Genomic DNA, 18,590 nt, shown 5'->3' on the forward strand with positions numbered 1-18,590 from the left:
ACTCACCCGTCCGCCGCTCGCCGGCAGAGTAGCAAGCTACTCCCCGCTGCCGCTCGACTTGCATGTGTTAGGCCTGCCGCCAGCGTTCAATCTGAGCCATGATCAAACTCTTCAATTAAAAGTTTTTCGACTCTAATGAATGACTGTTCTATTCGAACACTCTTCAGTGAGTTTTAAATCGTTTTGCGATTTCATTCACTGCGAGTGCCCACACAGATTGCTTGATATTTTGTTAAAGAGCGAATAAAAAGCCGCGCCACAAATCAGCTTGTGTCAGCGACTTATTCTGGACCGTTGCATCGGTCAGTGGATGCGCATTATAGGGAATCGATTTTTTTGTGCAACATCTAAATTGCCTTAAATTTGCTTAACACTACACGGATGCTTAGTTTTCAGCCAAAAACACTATTAAACACTATTAATTACCCAGTTTTGAAAGGTACGCTGGCACATCTGCAATTGAATCCAGAACGACTGTTGCCTCGTCAATGCCTTCTTGGGTTAGCGCTTTACCACTGCGGACCAAAATGCGTACCGGGATTCCGGCAGCTTTTGCAGCCCGCATGTCATCGGCTTTGTCACCTACGAGTGCGCTGGCAGATAGATCCAATTTCAGGAATTGCTGTGCACTTACTATCATTCCAGGCTTGGGTTTGCGGCAATCACAATCCTGTTTATACTCGCCAATCCCCTTGTCGGGGTGATGGGGACAATAATAGATACCATCTAGATCAACGCCTTTATCAGCAAAGTTCCAATCCATCCACTCTGTTAACTGATGAAATTGGTCTTCACTATATAAGCCACGAGCAATACCCGCCTGATTGGTGATAACCACTAATTTAAAACCCTGCTGTTTTAGGGCCAGACAGGCGTCAAATACTCCTTCAATATACTGAAAATCATCTATTTGGTGGACATAACCGTGATCAACATTAATCACGCCATCCCGATCCAGAAATACAGCTTTGTTCACGCTAGCGCTCTCCCACTATTTTGTTGGCTATATTATTCCATTGCGTTGACGAAAATGCATCGATGGATTATCGCCAGTGAGCTAGATAAGTCAGTTAGCGTAAATAATCGATAAAAACCATCATTGTCCACATCCTGACGCCATTTTCCCCTGCGACATGCTTTATTTATGCGCTGACTAGGGGTAACCTTAGCCACAGCAATTAGGGTGAATATAGTATACTAGCCGTTATTGCACTGAGTCGTCTGGCGATAGCCGTTATTCTGAACCAATAGCACAGAACACCAAACGTCGGGACGCTAACATCTCTCTGCAGCTTTATGCCAAAGCGCCAGCGCTGCAGTTAAGCCGATAAGTGAACAGCAAATTGAAAGAACCGTCTCGGGTGATTTCTTAACGAGAGATTTTCCATGCAGTATGCAACTATTACCGGTTGGGGCAAATGTGTACCACCAGCCATTCTGAGCAATGATGATCTGGCAACCTTCATGGAGACATCCGATGAATGGATTAAACCAAGAACCGGGATCAGCCGCCGCCACATCAGTCATGTCAATACATCAGAGATGGCTACTGTCGCCGCCAAACACGCGCTGGCCGCTGCAGGCATAGAGGGCAGCGAACTTGACATGATTATCCTGGCAACTGCCAGCCCTGACACTTTGATCCCCAACATCGCTTCTACCGTACAAGCCAATATTGGTGCTAACTGTGCGGCCTTTGATATCAACGCTGCCTGCAGCGGTTTCCTGTATGGAATGGGATTGGCTACTGCGCAAATAAAAAGTGGCCAGTGCCAGAAAGTTCTAGTTATCGGAGCAGAGCGCCTGAGTTTTTATATTGACTGGTCACGCCGAGAAACAGCGGTACTTTTTGGTGATGGTGCAGGGGCTGTGGTGCTTGAGGCTTCTGATATCGCTGGCGGTGTACTAGGGTACGAATTGAATAATGACCCAGAAGGCCGTGAAATTCTGAAAGCCAGCTTTGGAACCTCAATGGATCGTTATGTTGCCGAGTCACTAGATTTCTACATCCAGTTTGATGGCAAAGAGATCTTCAAACGTGCCATCCACGGTATGAGTACCCTCAGCGCCAAAGTTTTAGATAAATGTGGTATTGAGAAAGATGATGTTGACTGGGTAATTCCACATCAAGCAAATGAGCGCATCATTGATACCTTAGTACATAAAATGAAAATCCCGCCAGAAAAAGCCTTTGTGAATATTGCCGAATACGGTAATACCTCTGCCGCGACCATACCTATTGCAATCTGCGATGCATTGACCAAAGGGATGATCCAGCCAGGACAACACATTTTGTCTTGTGCTTTTGGTGCCGGACTCACCAGTGCCGCATTGTTGCTGAAATGGGGCGAACGCATCACACCGCTGAAAACATCTGATGCAACGCTCCCCCCCTGCGATGAAACTGGATTGCAGTTGATCCAGAAAGCAGTGAATTATTTCTGTCATCGCACTCAAAAATAACATCAAGCTGATTTGCTGAAATGACTAAAGCCCTGCTTTCATAACAGGGCTTTAATTTTATCTCCTTCCTGAACCACTATGGCTCACGGCCACCATAAAAATTCAGCAACGGCCACATGAGGATCGATGGATGCTGTCTGCGCTAAAAACAGTTCACCGCAGGCAATTGCATCCATTAACGCATTGTGTGCGGCATAAACAGGTAGATGATAACGTTGTCGACATGCACCAAGTCTGAGACATCCCTGAGGCAGAATATGGCGTTCACGTAACAATCGGCGCCGTTCAATCTGCAGGGTGTCCACCACCGGAAATCGCAACGCGGAGCCCGGTGCTTTCGGCACCAACGCCGATAAAAATGCCAGATCCAGTGGCGCATGGTGGAAAATCATTAACTTGCCCATAACCCGCTGCAATAACCAAGACAACAGATGCTGCTGTGCCAGTGTCTGTGCTTGCAAATGGCGGTCAACAATCCCATGAATGACGGCGCTTTGGCCGACACTGCCACTGATGCCAACTAACTGGTGTTCAGCTGTGGCAAGTTGCAATCGCTGCTGTATTAAGGGCACTAAACCGACAGAAATAATCTGATTTTGCTGCGGTTCCAGTCCCGTCATTTCCATATCCACTGCAACTAATGATACGTCAGACAAAGGGCGTTGCAGCAGTGGATGTAAACTCTGATAATATTCCCGCAAAAGAGGAGCGGCACCGCGCGCCCGCCATGCCAGAGACAATTGTTGCCACGGGCTCATTTCAGAAGCTCCGCATAAATTTAAGCTTCAGCGCAGCCTGCGCATCGTGAACAACCTTGAAGGCATCTCGCAGTTGATGGCGCATCAATGATGACAATGCCTGGGGCCGGAGATAATTACTGAGTGCTTCTCGATTCTCATACTGACGCCCTTGGTTAGCCAAACGCATATGCGCAATAAACTCCAGTGCATCGGCTAAATTGAGACCATCTTTTCGCGTGAGAATCCCCTGCGCAATTAACACACGAATACGTTTAGCCGTGTTGACTTCATTAATCCCGGCAGACAACGCATATACGCGAGCAATATCGTTGATCAACACACTGCCCCGATGTTTGAGGTCTATGCCCTTTTCCTCAGAACCGTCGCGTTCCAGCACAAACTGTCGAAAAAATCCGAGTGGTGGAGATTCGCTCAAGGCATTGCCGGCCAATGCAGCCAAAAAAATATCGTTATCACAAGTGGTAGCTAACACTTGGTTCTGCAGCGCTGTAAACAGACTTTCTGGCCCGAAAACACAGCGCATGTCAAAGAATATACTGGCATGCATCAATGCTTTGGGCTCCGGCGTATTCACCCAACCGGAAAATTTCTGCTGCCAATTTTCTAACGACATTCTCCATGCAGGATTCTGCGCCATAATGTCACCGGGACAAAACACATAACCACAGTCATTAAGCCCACTGCACACGGCATGTGTCAGTGCATCAAAGTAAGCTGTTGCCGCCGCGTCCGGCTCCTTTGCCAATAACAAGCCATTATCTTGATCTGAACAGGCCATTTGGTCCTGCCGGCCCTGGCTGCCGAATGCCAACCAACAGAACGCTAGCGGAGGCTCGCCGAGCAATGCTTGATTTAACTGGATAAGCCGTCTGGTCAAAGCATCAGTCACACTGGTAAGGATACGGCCAATCTCTTCAGCTCGGGCATCTGCACCAATGAGATTTTGCAGCAACAACGGGATCTGTTTACTGACATGAATAAGACTGGCAACATCCTGCTGTCTTTCTATTTCGCCAATCAAAAATATCGGTTGAGAGGATTGACTGCGAATAATATCGGTACTGGTCACCATGCCGACCGGTTGGCCATTTTCCAATACCGGCAAATGGTGAATATTATGCTGACTCATTTGCAACATTGCTTCAAATACTAAAGCATTGGCATCAATAGTTACCGGAGCGGAAGTCATTGCCTGATATACAGGTACATTACCATTTAATCCCTCGGCCAAAACCCGATTACGCAGATCTCTGTCAGTCAGTATCCCCACCAATTTCTGATTATCGATAACCAAGGCTGAAGAAACGCGGTGCTTACGCATCAGTTTTGCGGCATCACAAACCGGGGTTTTATGATCCACACTCACAGGCGCCATCACCATTAAACTGCTAATACGGTTTGCCGTCATTAACGCTACATTATGTGAAGCTTTCTGGTGCCGTAAACGCTTGGCATACGCCCGGTTAAAAAAACGATCAAACGCCCGGCAGCCAGCTCGCAGCTTTTCAAACAGGGACAACGTCAGGTGATAAACCAAACCATCTTCCAAGATCAGCACCTTGTTGCTGATAGACTCCCCAGACATCAACGATGGAAAACCGAAATAGTCTCCCGCGCCCAGCCGGTCTAATAATTCCCCCTCCGCATTGCGCACTTCAAAAGCCCCACTGCGAACAATGTAAAGCATGGGGTTTTCGGAGCTAAGTGGTACCGAGCCCGAAACTTTGCTGTAGTAGCCAATGCTGACACTGCGACTGCACTCTTCCAATAGTTCCGCAGGTAACTCATTAAACGGGGCAATTTCGGCCAGGAAATTACGGATGGGCAACAATTCACTTTCGTCCATAGGATTAGTCTGCCGCGTTATCGATGCGTTAATAATGGCTGTTGTTTTACTATGCAGCCATCTGCCTTTGGTCTAATAAAAAAGGCGCCGAAGCGCCTTTTTTATTAATTAGTTATCAGTGACTATGTGCACTATCCGCTCCTTTAGGGAAACGAATGGACTCCACCATTTGTTGCACATCATCGGGAACCGCAGCGGTCATTTTACTCACCACAGTTGCCACCACAAAGTTGATAACCATCCCGATCAAACCGATACCTTCGGGCGAGATCCCGAAGAGCCAGTTAGCGGGCACGTTAGCGGCCGGATTAACAAATTTGAAGTAGATGATATAAGAAGCGGTAAAGCCCAAACCTAATACCATCCCCGCGATTGCACCTTCTTTATTCATGGACTTGGAGAAAATCCCCATAATGATTGCCGGGAACAATGACGCTGCAGCAAGACCGAAGGCAAATGCCACCACCGCGGCCACAAATCCTGGAGGATTAACCCCAAAGTAACCAGCGATCACAATACCTATCGCCGCAGAAATACGGGCAAACATCAGTTCCTTCTTGTCGGAAATATCCGGCATGAAATTTTTCTTCAGTAGATCATGCGACACCGAGGTAGAAATCACCAATAGCAACCCTGCAGATGTAGACAATGCTGCTGCCAGACCACCAGCAGCCACCAGCGCAATCACCCACGCGGGCAAACCCGCAATCTCAGGCGTTGCCAATACGATGATGTCGTTGTCAATCTTCATCTCATTAGTTGAGCTGTCGTCAATTTTGCCTTTGCCATAGAACATTTTGCCGTCACCGTTTTTATCATTCCATTTGATAAGCCCGGTCTGTTCCCAGTTTTTGATCCAAGATGGTGCTGTTGCATGCGCCACGCCCTGACCATCAGCGCCATTGATTGTTTCAATCATGTTAACGCGAGAGAATACCGACAACGCGGGCACCGTGGTATAAAGAATGGCAATAAACACCAGAGCCCAACCAGTACTGGTACGTGCATCCTTCACTTTAGGAACGGTAAAGAAACGCACAATTACATGCGGCAAACCTGCGGTTCCCACCATCAACGCCGCAGTAATTGCAAAGACATCAATGGTACTCTTGGCGCCTTCGGTATATTCATTGAAACCAAGCTGAGTAGATAGGCCATCCAGTTTTTGTAGTAGATAAACCCCCGTATCATTTCCTGCGGCATCCAACACAGTAGAACCGAAACCAATCTGCGGCAGTACATGTCCGGTCATCATCACCGAGATAAAGATAGCTGGCACCATGAAAGCAAAGATCAGTACACAGTATTGGGCTACCTGAGTGTAAGTAATGCCCTTCATGCCCCCCAAAACCGCATAAAAGAACACAACAGCCATACCGATATAAACACCGGTATTCACGTCCACTTCGAGGAAGCGAGAAAATACCACCCCTACCCCACGCATCTGTCCAGCAATATAGGTAAAGCAGATGAAGATGGCACACACCACAGCGACGACTCGGGCGGTCTGTGAATAGTAACGTTCACCAATAAAATCTGGCACGGTAAATTTACCGAACTTTCTTAAATAGGGAGCAATACACAACGCCAGCAGTACATAACCACCAGTCCAGCCCATCAAATACACGCTGCCGTCATATCCCACAAACGAGATGATCCCCGCCATGGAAATAAAAGATGCGGCTGACATCCAGTCAGCTGCAGTAGCCATACCATTCATCACTGGCGGGACCCCACCGCCAGCAACATAAAATTCTTTGGTAGAGCCGGCTCTGGACCAGATGGCAATACCAATGTAGAGCGCGAACGACAGCCCTACAATCAGAAATGTCAGTGCTTGAACATCCATAGTCTGTTCCCCTTAGTCTTCGTGTACGTTATATTTTTTATCTAAGGCGTTCGCTTTGAAGGCGTAGATAAAAATCAGCGCCACGAACACATAAATGGAACCTTGCTGCGCAAACCAGAAGCCCAGTTTGAAGCCCATGAAGTGAATATTGTTGAGTACATCTGCAAACAAAATTCCACAGCCATAGGACACCACGAACCAGACAGCCAGCAGTCCCAGCACCAGACGCAAGTTTTCACGCCAGTAGCTCAGTGCCTTTTCGTTATTTTCAAAGCCCATTGTGCGACTCCCCATTACTAATTGTTATTAAGTCACATTTAATCTAGCAACCGCGACTTAGCTCACAATCAAGACCTTAGTCTAACCAACGTGCTACAACTGCTTAACATGTTTAAAAATCATATATAAATCATAATGTAAAAAATAAATTAGAAAAAAATGATTGATAGTGACTAAGCATTAGAATTAGACCAATGTCGAACAGCAAATGCCTTGAAAAAGACAAAAAAAGACCGGCAAATGCCGGTCATGAAGGCGAGATAATTGTGATTAATCCGGTTTTTTAGCGAGAAAAAGGATCAATTCTGAAAGCGCTTCTGCGTCTGAAACATTAGCCTTGATCAGATACTTGCCATTCACCAGTAAAGACGGGACACCCCGAACCTGTGCCAATTGAGTTTGCGCTTCGTAGTTTTCCATTGCTAGCTTAGCATCGGCAGAGCCAATGGTCTTTTCCAACAAAATTTTATCAATTCCCTGACTGACAAAAAAAGCCTCAAGATCTGCTTCAGTAGTGAATGGCTGATGTTGTTCATGAATGCGTGCAAATATCTTACTATGCACCTGATTGACAATTTTAAATTTCTGCGCCAAATAGTAAGCTTCTTGGCTCAAGACCCAGGCGGGACGGCGCGCACCGACAGGAGTACGCGCTAACGTTACTTTACCTTTGAGCAGTTGCGCAGTCTTCTCAATGACGGGATCCTGTTGATAACAATGTGGGCAGTTATAAGAGAAAAACTCCCTGACAACTGGTTTAGTGGTTTCTGGAATGCCAGTTACCGTAATGTAATCCTGACCTTCTTGATATTCTGCAGCGGTGGCGGGGATCAGCACGGCACTTAACAGTAGTAATGCCGTGGTAGTTTTGGCCACAAATGAAAACAGCATGGTTCCCCCTCATTGGACAACATAATCAACTAAATGCAACTGTCACAGGCCTGCAACAGCGAATTGGCATCAGTATATCGATAACTAAAACCAAGATCTCGGCAAATAAATGAACCATCGATACGTTTACCCAATGTGCGAGGTTCTTCCGCAACAAATTGTGGCACAGGTAATCCCAACTGCTCAGCCGCTAGGCAGTAAAAAGTCTGCTTATCTAGGGTCAAAGGAGCACTCAGATTATAAACTGCCGCCGGTTGAGGAGCCTTAAGTATGGATATCACTGCAGCAATACAGTCATCAAGATGCACCAAATTTACCGCTTGCGAGGCACCTGTTAAACCTGTTCGTCCCGCCATAAAACGACCTGGATGCCTCGCAGGCCCTACTAACCCGGCAAAACGAATAATGGTGACATTGCGTTTATCAGATGCCAACTGTTGAAACATCCGCTCTGCTTGCTGCAAGACGGCGCTACTACCAGAGGTTGCCAGTTGCAAATCCGCCTCCGTCAGAACCCCCTCTTGCTGGTAGGCGCCAGTGCTACTGACAAATACCAGTCGCTGTACCCTGCTCTCTTTGACCAACGCCGCCAGTTGTGACAACTTGTGCAGATAATCATCCTCCCCCCGGCGTAATCCCGGCGGAATATTCACCACTAAAGCGTCGCAATCTTCAAGTAAATCAGCGGGTAGTGGCTGACTAGCTGTCAGTTGCAGCACAACACCTCGAATACCTGCAGCGGTTAACGCCGCGGCACCTTCGGCCGTCGTCTTACTGCCAGACACTGTAAAACCCGCCTGTTGCAACGCTTTTGCCAGCGGCAAGCCAAACCAGCCACAACCGAATACCGCAATATGTTTCAACCTCATTCTCCTGTTGATATCCCCACGCTGCAATCGCTATCCCTGCGGGCAGAAATAGAAACTGATGCCCGCTCCCGGATTTAGGGTTTTACGCGCCCCCTCACTGAGTTCTTCCAGTTTGAGCATACTGTCCACACTAGTGTCTTCCTGTTGTAAGAATCGATAACGCCCTTTACTGCCATCGCGCTGGCAGCACCAGACTTGGGGTTGTTTGACATCATCGGTAGTCACCGCCACTTTTGCCAATGAATTATCCGTCAGCTTCACCAGCGTTCCTGGTGGATAGATGCCAAGGACTTTCACCAACGCCTGGATCAGTGTGTCACTGTGCTGCGCGGCTCGAGTTTTAAATAGGTATCCTAAAGCAATTTGCGGCGATACGATTTCTTCGCGCCACAACAAACTATCGTAATCATTAACCAACGCCACTATCTGAGTGGTAATCGCCAGTTGTTCAGACTTCAATCCATCGGGAAAACCACTGCCATCAATAAATTCGTGGTGATGTAGCACAATATCTAATACATCCTCATTGAACATGCCGCTGCGTCTAAGCAGTTCTTCCCCATAATTAGGATGCATCGCAATGAAATTCTTCTCTGGCACTGTCAAAGCGCTACGCTTATTGCGTATGACTTCGGGCACCCTTAATTTCCCGATATCATGCAATAATGCGCCAGTGGCAATGGTGCGTATTTGTGGTTTAGTCAGTTGCAACCCTTTAGCTATCATCATCGATAAAGCGGCGACGGACACGCCATGCTGTGTCGCTGAGGCATTAGGCTCACCGGAGGTTACCAAGGCCAGCTTTACCTGCTCAGCACTGTACAACTGGTCGAGCATGGTTTCCACCAGTATGGAGGTCTCACGACTCGCGCCTTCAGGGTCACTGACGATTTTACCAAACGCCCCACGGATGCCATTAATTGCGCTGATAAACTGCGTTTGGCTCTGGCGGATATGTTTTCGTGCCAGTTTCTCCTGCTCTGACATCACCGCATCGCTATTTTTGGGCTTACGCACCTGCTGCGTTGGCTGACGCTCTGTCTTAAGCTTTCCAGATAAAAGGATGACATAGGGAACACCCAACTGCTGGATCATTTTAATTTGAGTGTCTGAAGTAATCTCTATCTTATTAAATAGAAAGGGATGATCCGTCCATGAAAGCGGTAACTTGACCGTAATCCCCTTCTGCAACTGCGACACCGGCAGATGGATCTCTTCGGTTTTGGCCACTTAGCTCCCCTATTGAATGACTGGCTACGCCTGAACAGGCCAATATTGCACGAATTTTACAACTATAGTCCAAGCGATTGAATAAGGAAGTATTTGACTATAAAAATATGATATCGCTGAACTTTTGTATAAAAACAAATCTATTTTTCCGCTATTTCAGCGTGTTTTGACCAGTCTGAGACATAGACCTTCAGATGTCTTGAGCGATATAAATACAACGCCGACCAGAACAGAAATAACCCGTCCAGCGCCATTGGCCAGTCAAACAGAAAACGGCTGTGACTCAACCGTGTAAAAAGCAACGCGGCTTCCAGTCCCAGCAACCCCATTAATAGAATGCGCAGTGAGCTAAACGCACTACGGCACCACTGCGGTTTACGTCGCCGCTCTGCAATCACCAAGAAAAACGCCAACACCGCGCCGCTACCAGCAGCAAGCGCCGTCAGAAAGTCGACCTTTTCTGGATAAAACAATTTCACCAGCTCGGCGCGATCGCTGGTAATCGTTAACGACATCACCAATATCGCCCAGCCGCGCGCTAAAAATAATAACAGCAAGTACAGCATCAGCGGCGGCCGCACGTGTCCGTTATCATCGAGCCAATGTACATCATCAATGGTGAACATCTTCTTTCCAGAAATTGGGAAGCAGGAACCGATCAGATGGCGCTATTCTTTGGCTTTTTCAAGTCACCAGCAAAAAATTACCATTTAGCCGTTGAACATTGTCAGAAGCTGCTGTTCATCAATCACTTTAACCCCAAGCTCTGTTGCCTTAGCCAACTTAGAACCCGCCGCTTCCCCCGCCACCACGCAATCGGTATTTTTAGAGACACTGCCAGCCACTTTTGCGCCTAAAGCTTCCAGTTTCGCTTTGGCGTCACTGCGGCTGAATTGTGTCAACGTCCCCGTCAGGACCCAGGTCTGGCCTTTTAGGGGCAGGGTTTCTGCAGCTGGCGTTTCAATGGCGGGCCAGTGGATACCAATATCATTGCTCAGCAAGGCATCAATCACCTGCTGGTTGTGGGGCTGTGCAAAAAAATGTACTACATGCTGTGCCACCACATTGCCCACATCTTCCACGGCCATTAACTGCTCGACGGTTGCCTGCCGCAATGCTCCGAGCGTTTTAAAATGCTTAGCAAGGTTGGCTGCCGTGGCTTCGCCGACTTCGCGTATGCCAAGGGAATACAGGAACTTGGGCAAGGTTGTAGATTTTGCGGCGATCAACGCAGCTTTGAGATTTTCCGCCGATTTCATCCCCATGCGTTCCAATGATGCCAAGGTAGAAACACTGAGTTGAAACAGATCAGCCGGGCTTTCTATTAACTCTTTGTCAATCAGTTGCTCAACAATTTTATCGCCAAGACCATCGACATCCAGCGCCTTACGTGAGGCAAAATGCTTTATCGCCTCTTTACGCTGCGCCTTGCAAAACAGTCCCCCACTGCAACGGGCGACCGCTTCACCTTCAATACGTTCCACCAGCGAGCCACATACCGGGCAATCATGTGGAAACGCAATAGCCTGTGCATCTTCTGGGCGTTTTTCCGGTACCACTGCCACGACTTGCGGGATCACATCACCCGCACGGCGAATAATCACAGTGTCGCCTACTTTCACGCCTAGACGTTCAATTTCATCAGCGTTGTGCAGCGTTGCATTGGATACAGTAACACCGCCAACAAACACCGGTTTCAAACGAGCCACAGGCGTCACGGCCCCGGTACGGCCGACCTGAAAATCCACGCCTTCGAGCACTGTCATCTCTTCCTGTGCCGGAAATTTATAGGCAATCGCCCAGCGCGGCGCCCGCGCCACAAATCCTAAGGACTGCTGGGCAGCAATACTGTTGACCTTAAACACCACCCCATCAATATCGAATGCTAACGTCGGACGCCGTGTCATGATCTGCTGGTAGTAGGCTTCTACCTCCGCCAATGAGTCCGCCAATTTGATTTCACTGCTTACCGGTAAGCCCCACTGCTGCAATTGTGCCAATTGGCCACGATGGGTATCTGCCATGACAAAGGATTCCGGTTCAACGACCCCTAGGGCATAAGCATAAAATGCCAAAGAACGCGAGGCGGTAATTTTGCTATCAAGTTGTCGCAGACTGCCCGCCGCGGCATTTCGTGGGTTAACAAACACCTTTTCATTTCGCGCGCGCGCACGTTCATTGAGCGCTTCAAACGCGGCCCGTGGCATAAACACTTCGCCTCTCACTTCCAGCAATGGCGGATACCCAGTACCACGCAGCTTCAGCGGAATCGATTTAATGGTACGTATGTTCTCGGTGATATCTTCGCCTACCGCCCCATCACCACGGGTCGCCGCCCGCTCCAGCAGCCCATTACGGTAGAGGATACTGACAGCCAGCCCATCCAGTTTCGGCTCGCAGCAGTACTGCACATTGCCAATTCGATCGCTAACGCGTTTATGGAAGGCTGAAAATTCCGCATCATCAAACACGTTATCTAAACTCAGCATCGGCTTGAGATGAGTGACCTGCTCGAATTTCGCCAAGGCAGTACCACCCACACGGCGACTGGGGGAATCAGGTCGCAACAGATGAGGATTTTCAGCTTCCAAAGACTGTAACCGCCGCATCAAACGGTCGTACTCAGCATCGGGAATGGACGGATTATCATCCACGTAATAGCGGATATTGTGTTCGTTGATCTCACGGATCAGTTGATCAATTTCTTGTTCTGTTGTGAGTTGCATAAAAAGGTCCGCTGAAAATAAAGGCCGCATCAGCGGCCCGTATTGTAACTATTTATTATGGTGCAAATTATTATGGTGCAAAGCGCCGAAGGAACCTCGCTAACCATTATCAACCGTTAACTTTAATGCGTTCCAGATATTCTTTCTTGGTGGACAGCTGCCACGGATTGCGCTGACCGTCCAGCAGTAAGGCATCCAGATCGTCTGCCAATTGCGAGGCAGAGTTAAGCATAATGGAGAAACTCATCACCGGGTCCGAAGCGCAGGGCAACGTCATAAACAACACCACGCCATGGGTGGTAAATTGTTCCATATTGTCGGGATCAAAAACCCCAGGTTTCACCATATTGGCCAATGAGAATAACACCTTACCATTCCCGGCATGATCTTCATGGCGATGAAAAATCTGCATATCGCCATATTTAAAATTTAGCGCTAATAAGCACGGCAGTAACTCAGCACCACTCAAGGTTTTACCTGGCCGGGCAACCACATGCAGCACCAGCACATCACGCGGCTCAACAACGGGGGGTTCTGCCGTCTTGTTTGCGGTTGTCACGGATTCCATCCGTGGTTGCTCATCTAGCTCTTCGACATCCAATGCTTCTGCTGTAGCCGAACTTTGTTCATCCGCCGCTAGCCCAAGTTCCATCTGCAACTCTTCTTCAAACAGTTCTTCGTCACCCAGTAACGACTCCTGTCGCGATGCTTTACTGCTTTTACGGGAGCGTTCGGTGACTGCTGACAGCGCAAAATCATCAGCAGCGCCATCGGTGTCTACCATCGATAGTGGCTCCTGTTCGTCAGCCAGAGGCTTAAACTTGACGTTTTCCGGCCGTACCCGATTGGATTTCAATTTTGGCGGCTTATCATCCGGAGACGCTTTTCGAACCCTGACTTCGCCAATACCATCAGAGTCAAAACCCTCCTGATCTCTGCGGGCAGCCTGTTCCCGATAGAAGCCCGACATCGGTTTTTCTTTCAAAGGTTTGGCTTGCTGTTTGCGAATAGACCAGAACCCGTGAACCAAAACGGCGATGATGGCTATTGCAGCCAAGACAGCCAATACCAGTCGAAAATATTCCATTGGTTACCTGTTATTCCTGTTGTTATCCTGCATCGGCCATGGCCACTGCTTCTTCAATATTGACCGCGACAATACGCGATACGCCAGGCTCGTGCATGGTTACCCCTATCAGCTGATCGGCCATTTCCATGGTAATTTTGTTATGGCTGATATAGATAAACTGCACATTTTGCGACATCTCCTGTAGCAGTCTACAGAAGCGGTCTACGTTGGCATCATCCAGTGGTGCATCTACTTCATCCAACATACAAAATGGTGCTGGATTGAGCCTGAATATAGCAAACACCAATGATAAAGCGGTCAACGCCTTTTCTCCACCGGAAAGTAAGTGGATTGTGCTGTTCTTTTTTCCCGGTGGCCTTGCCATGATGGTGACCCCGGTTTCCAGTAAATCATCATCCGTGAGTGCCAGATAAGCACTGCCACCACCAAAGACTTTGGGGAACAACTCACCCAAGCCACTATTAACCTGTTCGAAGGTGGTTTTAAAACGGCTGCGGGTTTCACGATCAATACGGCGTATTGCCTCTTCCAAACTCGCTAGCGCCTGATTTAAATCCTTATCCTGTTCATCAAGGTAATTTTTACGCTCTTTTTGTTGTTCGAATTCGTCAATGGCCGCGAGGTTGATGGCCCCCAAACGGCTGATACGATTTCGCACAGCGTCCAATTCAACCTGCCATTTGTCGGTAGACGCATCCGTAGGCAGAGTATCGGCTATCGCCGCCAACTGGATTTGCTGCTCCTGTAACTGCGCCAGTTGACTCTCCGCTTGTCCTTTTAACCCTTCGCGACGTAACTTTAGCGTGCTGATAGAGTGAGTCAAGTGTTCAGCCTCTGCAAGCTGTTGTTTTTGCTTTAAAGAGAGACTTTCAGACTGTTTTTGCAAATCAGCAATGTGCGTGCGGGTCTGCGCCAGTGATTGTTGTTGCTGTTGTTGCATCCCCAGCAATTGCTGTAACTGCTGCTCCAGCACGTCGATGGCATCCCCTTCTGGGGTGTCTTGTTGGCGGTATTCCTGAAGTTCTGTCAGTTGTTGCTGCAATTGCTGTTGTTGTGATTGTAATTGAGTCGCTTGCTGTTGAATTAATGCTAGTGCTGTCTGCTGTTCATTCAATTGCCGGTTAGCATCACGCAGTTGGCGTTCGGTGTCATTAAGGCGGCTTTTTAAGGCGATCCGTTGTGAGGTCAAAGCCGATGCTTGTTCACTAAAACGTCTATCGTCACCTTGGCGTTGATAGAGTTCATCATCGGCCGCAAACTGGCTTTCAATCAGCGCTTCCAGATCTAATTCACAGTTCGCAATACGCTCTGCCAGCGTATGTTTGTCGTCTAGCAATTGCTGTCGCTGCTGCGCCTGCTGCTGCGCTCTTGCCACTATATTATCTAGCGCCATCTGCGCCTTAGCATGTTGCAGTTGCTGTTGCTGCAACTGCTGCTGTCCTTGTTCAAGCGCTATCGTCGCTGCACTGGCAGATTGCTGTGCACGCTGTAACGCTTCCTCAGCGGCAACAAGTTGTTGCTCGGCCTCGGTGATCATGGCTGCTAGTTTTTCCTGCTCCGCCGCCATAGCGACCAGTGAATCTTGATTGGCTTGCAATGACCAACTGAAATCCCGCCCCCAAACGGAACCTTCGGCACACAGAATAATCTCTGACGGTTCCAGTTGTGATTGTAACCTTTGCGCATCTAACGCGGTGTCGGCCCAACGGATCCGTGCCAACCAGGGGCTAAGGTTTGCAGGCGCGGTCACCGGCCCCCAGCGTTGCGGCTCGATCCGACAAAAACCTGACCCGTTGGCGTTATCGGTTATCGCTTTGGCCAACAGCGGACTTAGCCATTGTTCAACCGTTTGTTCCCAACCCGCGGCAATGGTGATTTCCTGCCACAACGGTGGAAATTGGCCACTGTCCGCCTGCGGCTGCTGGGCTGCAAGCCATTGGCCTAACATCTGATGCCGCATCTGCAATGCTGACAACTGTTGCTTTTGTTCCTGCAACACTTGCTGCTGCTGTTGCTGATAACGTTGCGCTTCCATTTGTTGCTGTTGCAACAGCACTTGCTGCTGCTGCAGTTGTTGCAGTTGACTCTGCGCAGCGGCTAACTGCGACACCAATGCTTGCTTGTCAGCATCATCGCCTTGAGACTCACTGGCAAGCCGTTCGGTAATCCTTTGTAATTGCAGGCGGTCTTGTTCCATCTGCTGTTTCAAATGTTGCTCTCGCGTGGCCGCCAATTCCTGCTGGTGTCGCAGTTCACTTAGCGCCGTCGTCGCCTGCCGCGATTTTTCACTGACTTGCTGTAGTTGCGCTTCCAGAGTTTCCATCTGCCCCGTCAGTTCCCAGTGAGTTTCGTCTAATTGCTCCTGAGTGGGCTGTAGCGCGGTCAGCGAAGCTTGTAACTGCTGTTCTTTCTCGGAGACCTGCAGCAACTGGCCTTGCAACTGTTGCTGTTGCGTTTGTATCCGCGCCAATTCCTTCGCCAAATGCTGATCCTGATCGCGCAGAAATTTGATCTGTTGTTCAGTTTTGGCAATTTCTGTGTTGGACTGGTAATAATCTGCCACCTGACGCTGTTCGATGTCTTCCTGATCATCTTGCTGCAATTTGAGTTCAGTTAGCTGCAAGCCCAAATGTTCCGCCGCCGTTTGCAAGCGCAGTTGTTCTGTCTCTAGCCGAGAAATTTCGCTATTTTCTGCTTCAGCTAATTCGTGCAGTTCTAGATAACGCATCACTAACAGTTGCGCATGCAGAGTGCGTTCCTGTTGCTTGTATTCGCGGTAGCGCTTTGCCGCTTGTGCCTGAAGCGTGAGTTTTTCCAACTGCTTACCCAGCTCTGCGCGAATATCACCAAGACGGTCCAGATTTTCACGGGTATGACGAATACGGTTTTCAGTATCGCGGCGGCGTTCCTTATAACGGGAAATACCCGCAGCTTCCTCAACAAATATCCGCAACTCCTGCGGTTTACATTCAATCAGCCGCGAAATCGTGCCCTGGCCGATAATGGCATAGCTGCGCGGGCCCAGACCGGTGCCCATAAAAATGTCTGTAATATCCTTGCGACGACATTTCTGACCATTGAGATAGTAAAGATTTTCGCCATCGCGGGAGACCTGCCGCCGCACTGCCAGTTCATCATAACTGGCGTAGGCACCACCAATACGGCCTTCAGTGTTATCAAACACCAGTTCCACACTGGCCACTGACACCGGTTTACGGGCATTTGACCCATTGAAAATCACGTCTGCCCAGGAATCACCCCGTAAGTTTTTGGCAGAACTTTCTCCCAACACCCAGCGCACAGCGTCAATCACATTGGATTTACCGCAGCCATTAGGGCCAATGACCGCTGTCAGCGGATTCAGAAAAGGAATTTTGGTGGCATCGACAAACGATTTAAAGCCCGCAAGTTTTATCTGTTTGAGTCTCATCTATTTCCGATGCCAATCGCTTGAAAAATAACGCGGATATCTATCGGCGCCAATGAATGTTAACGCCTCTGAAAAGTTAACTCACTTTAACAAAGCGCCATGCATTTTGTAACGCTTTTTATGCACTTATCAAAGATTTTTACTTGTTTTCGTGCGCCCGGTTACTCAAAATCGGCAACATCATGTGATGCTTTTTTCGAGGGGTTCATTATGCCATCGTCGCTTACTCAGAAGAAAAGTGGCATCAGCTACTTTATTGATGGTTTCAGTTTGATAAAACGTCCAGGGTTAAGGCGTTTTGTACTGATCCCATTGTTGGTGAACTTGGTGCTTTTTGGTATTGCTATCTATTTTGCAGTGCAGCAATTGGATGTGGTGTTTGGTTGGATCCAAAACCACCTGCCCGATTACCTCAGTTGGCTTAATGTGATCCTCTGGCCATTAGCCATCGTGACCTTACTGGTGCTGTTGTCATTTATCTTTAGTTCAGTCATGAATTGGATCTCTGCCCCCTTCAACGGCTTATTGGCGGAAAAAACCGAGCAACTGCTGACGGGCAAACCACTCAACACTGGCGGAGCGTTGGATCTGGTAAAAGATCTACCACGCATTTTTGGCCGCGAGTGGCAGAAACTCAAATACTACCTGCCACGCGCCATCATAGTGCTGTTACTGTTTTTCGTGCCGGTTGCAGGCCAAACGCTTTTCCCGGTGATCTGGTTTTTCTTCAGTGCCTGGATGATGGCAATCCAATATTGTGACTATCCTTTTGATAATCATAAAGTGGCCTTTCATGACATGAAATTTGCGTTGCAACAGACCAAAGGCACCAGCGTCAGTTTTGGTGTAGCTGTGACGCTGTTCTCCATGATCCCGGTGTTAAATTTTATTGTCATGCCAGTTGCCATCTGCGGTGCAACCGCAATGTGGGTCGAGCGTTATCGTGATGCCTACCGCAATCCTAAAGTGGCACCGGAATAAGTTGTCACTTATCTGAGTAGATGTCCGCTACGGCGGACATTTTTTATGTGGTCACTTATACTCAAGCAGAATATCTTTCCTTTCCCAGGCAAGCATCGAACAGTGAGACTTTAGGTAATTGCCAATATGATGACGTCATGTAATAACCAAATTGCATAACGAATAACAAAGATTC

At 48.4% G+C, this 18,590-nt stretch carries 14 protein-coding genes and 1 rRNA gene; 2 read left to right on the top strand and 13 right to left on the bottom strand.

Translation table 11 applies throughout. The annotated features are described in order from the left end of the window. Positions 1-118, bottom strand: a 16S ribosomal RNA gene (locus IE064_RS10955); the annotation flags it as partial. A 300-nt stretch (positions 119-418) separates the two neighbouring features. After that, positions 419-976, bottom strand: a complete 558-nt coding sequence (gene gmhB, locus IE064_RS10960; RefSeq protein WP_189617856.1) for a D-glycero-beta-D-manno-heptose 1,7-bisphosphate 7-phosphatase — start codon at positions 974-976, stop codon at positions 419-421. 410 nt (positions 977-1,386) lie between these two features. On the opposite strand from gmhB, the gene IE064_RS10965 reads away from it, so the two are divergent. Further along, complete coding sequence (locus tag IE064_RS10965; RefSeq protein ID WP_189617857.1) at positions 1,387-2,463, top strand: ketoacyl-ACP synthase III; 1,077 nt, start codon at positions 1,387-1,389, stop codon at positions 2,461-2,463. Between the two features lie 83 nt (positions 2,464-2,546). On the opposite strand, the gene IE064_RS10970 is transcribed toward IE064_RS10965, so the two are convergent. From IE064_RS10970 to IE064_RS11020, 11 genes are all read right to left on the bottom strand, one after another. Beyond that, entirely contained in the window at positions 2,547-3,221 is a 675-nt protein-coding gene (locus IE064_RS10970; protein WP_189617858.1) for an exonuclease domain-containing protein, read from the bottom strand. 1 nt (position 3,222) lies between these two features. After that, positions 3,223-5,070, bottom strand: a complete 1,848-nt coding sequence (locus tag IE064_RS10975) for a DUF294 nucleotidyltransferase-like domain-containing protein (protein ID WP_189617859.1) — start codon at positions 5,068-5,070, stop codon at positions 3,223-3,225. A 115-nt stretch (positions 5,071-5,185) separates the two neighbouring features. Continuing rightward, complete coding sequence (locus tag IE064_RS10980) at positions 5,186-6,919, bottom strand: sodium:solute symporter family protein (protein WP_189617860.1); 1,734 nt, start codon at positions 6,917-6,919, stop codon at positions 5,186-5,188. A gap of 12 nt (positions 6,920-6,931) precedes the next feature. Beyond that, entirely contained in the window at positions 6,932-7,198 is a 267-nt protein-coding gene (locus IE064_RS10985) for a DUF4212 domain-containing protein (protein WP_133039975.1), read from the bottom strand. A 270-nt stretch (positions 7,199-7,468) separates the two neighbouring features. Beyond that, entirely contained in the window at positions 7,469-8,089 is a 621-nt protein-coding gene (locus tag IE064_RS10990; RefSeq protein WP_189617861.1) for a thiol:disulfide interchange protein DsbA/DsbL, read from the bottom strand. A 29-nt stretch (positions 8,090-8,118) separates the two neighbouring features. Then, positions 8,119-8,952, bottom strand: a complete 834-nt coding sequence (locus tag IE064_RS10995) for an NAD(P)H-binding protein (RefSeq protein WP_373295262.1) — start codon at positions 8,950-8,952, stop codon at positions 8,119-8,121. A 36-nt stretch (positions 8,953-8,988) separates the two neighbouring features. Next, on the bottom strand, positions 8,989-10,188 hold the full coding sequence (locus IE064_RS11000) for a cyclic di-GMP phosphodiesterase (protein WP_189617863.1): 1,200 nt from the start codon (positions 10,186-10,188) through the stop codon (positions 8,989-8,991). A 140-nt stretch (positions 10,189-10,328) separates the two neighbouring features. After that, positions 10,329-10,814 (bottom strand): DUF2919 domain-containing protein, encoded by a 486-nt coding sequence (locus IE064_RS11005; RefSeq protein ID WP_189617864.1) that lies wholly within the window; start codon positions 10,812-10,814, stop codon positions 10,329-10,331. Between the two features lie 84 nt (positions 10,815-10,898). Continuing rightward, a complete protein-coding gene (ligA, locus tag IE064_RS11010; protein ID WP_229799985.1) occupies positions 10,899-12,914 on the bottom strand; it encodes an NAD-dependent DNA ligase LigA in 2,016 nt (671 codons plus the stop codon). Between the two features lie 109 nt (positions 12,915-13,023). Then, positions 13,024-14,001, bottom strand: coding sequence for a cell division protein ZipA (gene zipA, locus IE064_RS11015; RefSeq protein WP_189617866.1), 978 nt, complete (start codon positions 13,999-14,001; stop codon positions 13,024-13,026). Between the two features lie 22 nt (positions 14,002-14,023). Beyond that, on the bottom strand, positions 14,024-17,434 hold the full coding sequence (locus tag IE064_RS11020; RefSeq protein ID WP_189617867.1) for a chromosome segregation protein SMC: 3,411 nt from the start codon (positions 17,432-17,434) through the stop codon (positions 14,024-14,026). A 210-nt stretch (positions 17,435-17,644) separates the two neighbouring features. Between IE064_RS11020 and cysZ the strand changes: the two genes are divergently transcribed. Beyond that, the gene (cysZ, locus tag IE064_RS11025) at positions 17,645-18,415 is read left to right on the top strand and encodes a sulfate transporter CysZ (RefSeq protein ID WP_189617868.1); all 771 of its coding nucleotides are present in this window, start codon (positions 17,645-17,647) and stop codon (positions 18,413-18,415) included. Positions 18,416-18,590: the final 175 nt, after the last annotated feature.

This window comes from Shewanella fodinae (genome assembly GCF_014651955.1).
GTDB lineage: Bacteria > Pseudomonadota > Gammaproteobacteria > Enterobacterales > Shewanellaceae > Shewanella > Shewanella fodinae.

Bases quoted from the DNA above. Each gene is read 5' to 3' on its own strand.
- IE064_RS11005 (WP_189617864.1), bottom strand. From the start codon at position 10,814: ATGTTCACCATTGATGATGTACATTGGCTCGATGATAACGGACACGTG.
- IE064_RS11020 (WP_189617867.1), bottom strand. From the start codon at position 17,434: ATGAGACTCAAACAGATAAAACTTGCGGGCTTTAAATCGTTTGTCGAT.
- ligA (WP_229799985.1), bottom strand. From the start codon at position 12,914: ATGCAACTCACAACAGAACAAGAAATTGATCAACTGATCCGTGAGATC.
- IE064_RS10985 (WP_133039975.1), bottom strand. From the start codon at position 7,198: ATGGGCTTTGAAAATAACGAAAAGGCACTGAGCTACTGGCGTGAAAAC.
- IE064_RS10965 (WP_189617857.1), top strand. From the start codon at position 1,387: ATGCAGTATGCAACTATTACCGGTTGGGGCAAATGTGTACCACCAGCC.
- IE064_RS10970 (WP_189617858.1), bottom strand. From the start codon at position 3,221: ATGAGCCCGTGGCAACAATTGTCTCTGGCATGGCGGGCGCGCGGTGCC.
- IE064_RS10980 (WP_189617860.1), bottom strand. From the start codon at position 6,919: ATGGATGTTCAAGCACTGACATTTCTGATTGTAGGGCTGTCGTTCGCG.
- zipA (WP_189617866.1), bottom strand. From the start codon at position 14,001: ATGGAATATTTTCGACTGGTATTGGCTGTCTTGGCTGCAATAGCCATC.
- IE064_RS10975 (WP_189617859.1), bottom strand. From the start codon at position 5,070: ATGGACGAAAGTGAATTGTTGCCCATCCGTAATTTCCTGGCCGAAATT.
- cysZ (WP_189617868.1), top strand. From the start codon at position 17,645: ATGCCATCGTCGCTTACTCAGAAGAAAAGTGGCATCAGCTACTTTATT.
- IE064_RS10990 (WP_189617861.1), bottom strand. From the start codon at position 8,089: ATGCTGTTTTCATTTGTGGCCAAAACTACCACGGCATTACTACTGTTA.